The sequence below is a fragment of the Streptomyces sp. NPDC030222 genome (assembly GCF_055573115.1).
Genome location: NZ_JBVICA010000048.1, coordinates 1 through 7,086, shown reverse-complemented (window position 1 = coordinate 7,086; position 7,086 = coordinate 1). Strand labels below are relative to the sequence as shown.

7 protein-coding genes and 1 pseudogene are annotated in these 7,086 nt (G+C 68.9%); 1 reads left to right on the top strand and 7 read right to left on the bottom strand.

The genetic code is table 11. The features are described from left to right. The first annotated feature begins 126 nt into the window (after positions 1 to 126). Positions 127 to 339, top strand: coding sequence for an acyl-CoA carboxylase subunit epsilon (locus tag ACZ4Z5_RS33100; RefSeq protein ID WP_468269948.1), 213 nt, complete (start codon positions 127 to 129; stop codon positions 337 to 339). 376 nt (positions 340 to 715) lie between these two features. Here ACZ4Z5_RS33100 and ACZ4Z5_RS33095 read toward each other — a convergent pair whose 3' ends face one another. The 7 genes and pseudogenes from ACZ4Z5_RS33095 to ACZ4Z5_RS33065 all read right to left on the bottom strand — a co-directional run. After that, positions 716 to 1,294, bottom strand: coding sequence for a GTP-binding protein (locus ACZ4Z5_RS33095; RefSeq protein WP_468269946.1), 579 nt, complete (start codon positions 1,292 to 1,294; stop codon positions 716 to 718). Next, a complete protein-coding gene (locus ACZ4Z5_RS33090) occupies positions 1,275 to 1,826 on the bottom strand; it encodes a DUF742 domain-containing protein (RefSeq protein ID WP_468269944.1) in 552 nt (183 codons plus the stop codon). Before ACZ4Z5_RS33090 ends, ACZ4Z5_RS33095 begins: the two co-directional genes overlap by 20 nt. A 97-nt stretch (positions 1,827 to 1,923) precedes the next feature. Then, positions 1,924 to 2,337, bottom strand: coding sequence for a roadblock/LC7 domain-containing protein (locus ACZ4Z5_RS33085; protein WP_468269942.1), 414 nt, complete (start codon positions 2,335 to 2,337; stop codon positions 1,924 to 1,926). 10 nt (positions 2,338 to 2,347) lie between these two features. Further along, positions 2,348 to 5,548, bottom strand: a complete 3,201-nt coding sequence (locus ACZ4Z5_RS33080) for a sensor histidine kinase (protein ID WP_468269940.1) — start codon at positions 5,546 to 5,548, stop codon at positions 2,348 to 2,350. Positions 5,549 to 5,884: 336 nt separating this feature from the next. Next, positions 5,885 to 6,466, bottom strand: coding sequence for a GTP-binding protein (locus ACZ4Z5_RS33075; RefSeq protein WP_468269937.1), 582 nt, complete (start codon positions 6,464 to 6,466; stop codon positions 5,885 to 5,887). Further along, a complete protein-coding gene (locus ACZ4Z5_RS33070; RefSeq protein ID WP_468269935.1) occupies positions 6,447 to 6,854 on the bottom strand; it encodes a DUF742 domain-containing protein in 408 nt (135 codons plus the stop codon). The genes ACZ4Z5_RS33075 and ACZ4Z5_RS33070 overlap by 20 nt, the downstream gene beginning before the upstream one ends. 127 nt (positions 6,855 to 6,981) lie before the next feature. Further along, positions 6,982 to 7,086, bottom strand: a pseudogene (locus ACZ4Z5_RS33065) (roadblock/LC7 domain-containing protein); the annotation flags it as partial.

The window sequence follows — 7,086 nt, the reverse complement described above, 5'->3', positions numbered from 1 at the left end:
ATCGACCCCACGGAGACCCGCGAGGTGCTGATCAGCGCACTCGCGATGCTCCGCACGAAGCACGCCGACCTGCCGTCCCGCAAGCACGGCAACCCCCCGCAGTAACCCACGAGGAGAACGCTGCACATGAACACCGACGCCATTGCCGGCAACGCCCTGCTGCGTGTCGAGAAGGGCCACGCCGAGCCCGAGGAACTCGCCGCGATCACCGCGGTGCTGCTGGCCCGTGCCGCCGCCCGCAACGAGGGCACCGGACACCACCGCGGGCGGTCCACCGCCGGCTGGCGCCGCCTGGAGCGCCGCTCGGGCTTCTGCGCCCCGCACTCCTGGCAGCTCTGACCTTTCGTCGGTCCGGCCAGACGCACCCCTCAGGGCCCCGCCGTCCACTCCTTGGGACGGCGGGGCCTTTCGTCGTCCCGAGGCCTGCGTCGCGCGGCCCGCTGCCCGGGGCCTGCAGACCGCGCGGCCCGTGTCCTGGGGCCGCAAGCCCCGCAGACCGCTGCCCGGGGCCGCAGACGTATAGCCCGCGGCCCGAGGCCCGTGACCGGTCGCCCGCTGCCCGTGACCGGTCGCCCCGGCGCCCGTTGCCGTGGCCGTTCCCTGTCGTCCACCGGCCCGTCGCCGGCCGACCCGTTGTTCACCGGATGTTCCGCACGGGACATGCGAAAGACCCCGCGCTCCATGGGGGCGCGGGGCCATTCTCGTATGCGTGGACCTACCGCAGGCGGGCCATCAGGGCGTGCTCCACGAGCGTGATGAGCGCGCTCTTGGCGTCGGCGCGGTGGCGTGCGTCGGTGGTGATGATCGGGGTGTCGGGGCCGATCTGGAGTGCTTCGCGGACTTCTTCGGGGGTGTAGGGCTGGTGGCCTTCGAAGCCGTTGAGGGCGACGACGAAGGGGAGGCCGGAGTTCTCGAAGTAGTCGACTGCGGGGAAGCAGTCGGCGAGGCGGCGGGTGTCGACGAGGACGACGGCGCCGATGGCGCCGCGGACCAGGTCGTCCCACATGAACCAGAACCGGTCCTGGCCGGGGGTGCCGAACAGGTAGAGGATCAGGTCCTGGTCCAGGGTGATGCGGCCGAAGTCCATGGCCACCGTGGTGGTGGTCTTGTCCCCGGTGTGGGTGAGGTCGTCGATGCCGGCGGAGGCGCTGGTCATGACGGCTTCGGTGCGCAGCGGGTTGATCTCCGAGACGGCGCCGACGAACGTGGTCTTGCCCACGCCGAAGCCGCCCGCCACCACGATCTTCGCGGAGGTGGTAGAACGGCCCGCTCCGCTAGAGCTTGCGAAGTCCACTGAGCACCCTTTCGAGCAGTGTCACGTCTGGCTGGCCGCCGGCGGACTCGTCGCCGCCGGGCTGGTGAATGGCGACGAGTCCGGCCTCCGCCAGGTCGGCGACGAGGATCCGGGCAACGCCAAGAGGAATGTGCAGCAGTGCCGAGACCTCGGCAACCGACTTGATCTCGCGGCACAGGTGGCAGATCCGCTGATGTTCGGGCAACTGCCCCTGCAGCCGTGCAGGATCGGCGGTGGTGTGCACCAGCGCCTCGATGGCGAGCTGGTAGCGCGGCCGGGTCCGGCCGCCGGTCATCGCGTAGGGGCGGACCAGCGGACTGTTGCTCGAACCCGAGCTCGCGCTCTGGGGCCGCTTCCGCTGCGCCTGCTGCTGGCGCGGCTGCTGCGGCTGGTCGTACGGGGAGGGCTGCTGGTACGGCTGACCCTGCCTGCTGGGTGCGGAGGGGAAGTTGTAGCGGTTCTGGGTGTGCTGGTCACCCGGAACGTGCTGGGCACCGTCATATGGGTGTCCGCCGCCTGGTGGTGTTCCCACTGTCGTTCTCCTCCTCCTGCCGGCCGGCTGTCACTGTCCCGTGAGGCCGCGCCACCGCACCTTACGGTGCGGTGACGAGAAACGCACTGTCTGTCTTCTAGTTGAGAAGGCTTCCTTGCAGTTCCGCACGGAGATCCGGGGTGAGGACGTTGCCCGCGCGGTCGACGAGGAGGGCCATCTCGTAGCCGACGAGGCCGATGTCCGCCTCGGGGTGGGCGAGTACGGCCAGCGAGGAGCCGTCGGAGATGGACATGATGAAGAGGAAGCCGCGTTCCATCTCCACCACGGTCTGGTTGACCGGGCCGCCTTCGAAGATCCTGGACGCCCCCGCGGTCAGCGAGGTCAGTCCGGAGGCCACGGCCGCGAGCTGGTCGGCGCGGTCGCGCGGAAACCCTTCGGACATGGCCAGAAGGAGTCCATCGGCGGAGACCACCACGGTGTGGGACACCCCGGGGGTGTTGTCCACGAAGTTGGTGATCAACCAGTTCAGGTTCTGTGCCGCCTGGCTCATCGGGCTCACACTAACGCTCCTGGTTGTAGGTGCTACCCGGGCCGAAGCCCGTTCCGTTCGTGTCCGAACCGCCGCTGCGTCCCCGCTGGACCCCACGGCGCAGGTTGCTCAGCCTGCCCCGGACGTCCTCGGGTGCGCGGGAGACCTGGGGGCCGCCCTGCGGGGTCTGCGCCGCTGCTCCCTCGACCAGATTGGCCTTGGGGACCCGGCGGGGAAGGCCGGAGGGGGTGACCCCGCCTGCCTTCGGGTCGCGGAGCTTTTCGGCTCGCCGCCAGCGCTCGTCGTTGTCCGAGCGCCAATCTCCGGAGCCTTCCCCAGCCGGTCGCGAGGTTCGCAGGTCGGACGGCTGCTGCCGCTCGACGACGGGCTGTTCCTTCTCCCGGCCGTCGGACTGCTGCCAGTTCGACTGGCTGCCTCCGCGGCGCGGCAGACCGGCATCGGTCATCCCGTGGCCGGTGTTCGGGGTGGGTTCCGGACGGTCGAAGCCTACGCGGTCCTGGGCCGCTGCGTCAGCGCCCGGCGAAGATTCCGAATCCTGTCCGTAACCCGGAGCGTACGACTCCTGATACGAGCCCTGGTCCTGCCACTCGCCCTGGTGGGCGTGGGGGTCGTAGGCACCGTCGAACGGCTGCTGGGACTGGCCGTCGGCCTGGTACGCGCCTTCCGCATATGCCTGGTCGGGGTAACCGTCGGCATGTGCGTATCCGTTGGGGTCGTACCCGTTCTCCTGCGGGTACTCCTCCACGTACTCCTGCTGCGCGTACTCCTGGCCGTACTCGCCCGCGTAGCCGCGCTCGTCGTACTGCTGCTCGGGGTAGCCCTGGTTGTCGTACCCCTGCTCCGCGTACTGCTGTTCGGCGGTCTCGTCGGCGAAGCCCTGGCGCTCTCCGACCTGGGCCTCCAGGGCGGCGCGGCGGCCCTCCCGCTGCAGCGAGCGGCCCACCGGGTCCATGGCGGTCTGCTGCTCGAACTTCGAGTCGTCGAAGCCGAGTTCCGCGGCGGTGAGCATCGGAGCCTGGTCGTAGACCTGCTGTTCCGGGATGATCGAGGAGACCGTGAAGTCGTCCTCGGGCACGCCTTCGCCACCGCCACCGTGGGTGATGGCGTCCGGCAGCATGATCAGCGAGGTGGTACCGGCCTGCTCGCCCGAGGGGCGGAGCTGGACGCGGATGCCGTGCCGGTCCGAGAGCCGGCCGACCACGAAGAGACCCATGCGCTGCGAGATCGCGGCGTCCACGCTCGGCGGGTTGGCCAGGCGGTGGTTGATGTCCGCGAAGTCCTCGGCGGTGAGGCCGATGCCCTTGTCGTGGATCTCGATCATGACGCGGCCGTCGGGCAGCCGGGTCGCGGTGACCCGCACCTTGGTCTGCGGGGAGGAGAACGTGGTGGCGTTCTCCAGCAGCTCGGCGAGCAGGTGCACGAGGTCGGTCACGGCCTGGCCGTGGATGTCCGCGTCCGGGACACCGGTGATCTCGATGCGCTCGTACTGCTCCACCTCGGAGGAGGCGGCGCGCATGACGTCGACCAGCGGGACCGGCTGGTCCCAGCGGCGGCCGGGCTCCTCGCCCGCGAGGACGAGGAGGTTCTCGCCGTTGCGGCGCATACGGGTCGCGAGGTGGTCCAGCTTGAAGAGGTTCTCCAGCTGGTCCGGGTCGGCCTCGTTGTTCTCCAGGTCGGTGATGAGGGACAGCTGGCCCTCGATCAGACCCTGGTTGCGGCGCGACAGGTTGGTGAAGATCGCGTTGACGTTCCCTCGCAGCAGCGCCTGCTCGGCGGCGAGCCGGACGGCCTCGCGGTGGACCTGGTCGAAGGCGCGGGCGACTTCGCCGATCTCGTCCCTGGAGGTGATCGGGATCGGCTCCACCCGGGTGTCGACCCGGCCCGGGTCGGTACGGGAGAGCTGGTCGACGAGCATCGGGAGGCGCTGCTCGGCGATGCCGAAGGCGGCGCCGCGGAGCTGACGCATCGAGCGGCTCATCTGGCGGGCCACGAAGCCGGCCAGGATGAACGCGACGAGCAGGGCGACCACGACGATGGCACCGGTGACGTAGGCGTCGGCGGCGGCCTCGTCGGAGATGTCCGCGGCCTCCTTCACGGCCTTGTCCACGAGCTCGTTCTCGACCGTGGAGTAGGCGTCGAACTTGGCGGTGGCGGCGCCCATCCAGACGGCCGGGACGATGTCCTTGTCCCTGAGCTTCTCCGGCGTGAGACCGCTGCGGATCTCCTTGACCATGCCGTCGTAGACGGACGGCTTGCGCGTGCTCGGGTTCGGCGCCGTCGGCGGGTTCATCCCGGCCTGCTCGAGCTTCTTCTGGCCCTCGGTCGCCTTCTGCGTCATGATCTCGACGAGCCGGGCGCTGTCCTCGTCGGTACCACCGGAGACGAACTCGCCGAGGGCGATCTGCTCCAGGTAGTAGTAAGAGTTGAAGGCGACGAGCTCGCCGGCGTGGATGTCCTTCTTCTCGCTCGGCTTCACCAGCAGACGCATACCGATGGAGCGCTGCAGCGAGGTGGCGGCCTTCGCGAGCTGGACCGCGTAGACGGTACGGCCGTAGCTCGTGATGTTGCCGGTGCCGAGGCCGAGCTCGTTGGAGAACTCCATCAGCGAGTGCTGGACCTGGACGTAGTTCTCCTCGGTCTCGACCGGTGCCGTCTCCGAGCGGTACGCGGCGTCCCGGTACTCCTGGAGCTTGGGCTCCGCATCCGGGCCCTCCAGCAGCTTCAGACGGCGCTCCAGGCCCTCGCCCTCGGGCATGTCCTCGACGGCGGCGTGGAACTTGCTCTTCGCCGCGTCGGTCGCTGCGCGGGCCTTCTCGACGGCACTGTTCTCGCCCTCGCCCTTCAGCAGGGGCTCGGCGGTGAGGTCACGCTCGTTCAGCAGCGCCTGGCCGTACTCGGAGGCGGCCTTCACAATGAGGGCGATCTTCTCCGCGTCCTGGGCCTCGTTCCAGGTGTCCACGGACTGCTTCACCTGGAAGCCGCCCATGACCAGGCCGATGAGCGCGGGGAGGAGGAGGATCGCGTTCAGCTTGCTGGGCACCCGCCAGTTGCGCGGGGAAAGCTTGCTGCCGCTCGTGGGCGCGGGCTTGGGCGCAGGCGGGGGCGCGCTTCCGGCTCCGGACGCATCCGCCGGTGACGCCACCGTCCGCGACGGCGGGGTGAAGTTGCCCCGCACCTGTTCGGGTGCGGAGGTCGTCTTGCTTCGCCTCACTCGACCAACAACCTCTCGGCGTCGGCACTTGTGCTGTGCCGTTTTGTTCAGAGCCGTACTACTAAGCAGTTCGTCGATTCCAGCACGTCGAGCGGCCCCGTTCCAAACAGCGGGATCACGCCATTTCGAGTGGTCCACGCCTCAGATAAAACGGTCAAAAAGAACGAGCCCCGTCAAATTGCGGGGCAGATATGAGCGCAGCGGCACTGATCGAGTGCGTCCGGTGGCCGGTGAGCAGGAATTCTCTGTCGAAACGTTATGAACTCCGGGGTGGCCCGTGTCCAATGACACAGGCCACCCCGGGGACAAGTTACGACAACTGAGGTATTGCCGTACCTACTTGAGACGTGCCATCAAAGCGTGCTCGACAAGCGTGATCAATGCGCTCTTGGCGTCGGCGCGGTGGCGTGCGTCGGTGGTGATGATCGGGGTGTCGGGGCCGATCTGGAGTGCTTCGCGGACTTCTTCGGGGGTGTAGGGCTGGTGGCCTTCGAAGCCGTTGAGGGCGACGACGAAGGGGAGGCCGGAGTTCTCGAAGTAGTCGACTGCGGGGAAGCAGTCGGCGAGGCGGCGGGTGTCGACGAGGACGACGGCGCCGATGGCGCCGCGGACCAGGTCGTCCCACATGAACCAGAACCGGTCCTGGCCGGGGGTGCCGAACAGGTAGAGGATCAGGTCCTGGTCCAGGGTGATGCGGCCGAAGTCCATGGCCACCGTGGTGGTGGTCTTGCCCCCGGTGTGAGTGAGATCGTCGATGCCCGCCGAAGCCGCGGTCATCACGGCCTCGGTGCGCAGCGGGTTGATCTCCGAGACGGCGCCGACGAACGTGGTCTTGCCCACGCCGAAGCCGCCCGCCACCACGATCTTCGCGGAAGTGGTGGAACGGGCGGCACCGCCGCTAGAGCTTGCGAAGTCCACTGAGCACCCTTTCCAGCAGTGTCACATCCGGCGTTCCGCCGGCCTCTCCGTTGCCCGGCTGGTGGATGGCCACCATGCCCGCCTCGGCCAGGTCGGCGACGAGGATGCGGGCGACGCCGAGCGGTATCGACAGCAGTGCAGACACCTCCGCCACCGACTTGACTTCCCGGCAGAGGTGGCAGATCCGCTGGTGCTCGGGGAGCAGGCTCGCGAGGTGCATCGGATCTGCCGTCGTCGACACCAGTGCCTCGATGGCGAGCTGGTAGCGCGGCCGGGTCCGGCCGCCGGTCATCGCGTAGGGGCGGACCAGCGGCTGATCGCCTTCACCGTCGTACGACGAATCGTGCAGCGCGCCGTACGCGTCGGGTGAGGCGGGGGGCGGGGTCATGAATCCTCCGGGCGTGTCGGCCGGTGGGGGGACGGTGTGCGCGGCCGGATGGAAGTTGTGAATGGTTCGGGCCGTGCCTGGGGACGCACGGGCTGCGCTGGTAGGTTCCCTAGCGCCTTGGGATTACCTAGCGCATCAGGCTTCCTTGCAGTTCCGCACGGAGATCCGGGGTGAGGACGTTGCCCGCGCGGTCGACGAGGAGGGCCATCTCGTAGCCGACGAGGCCGATGTC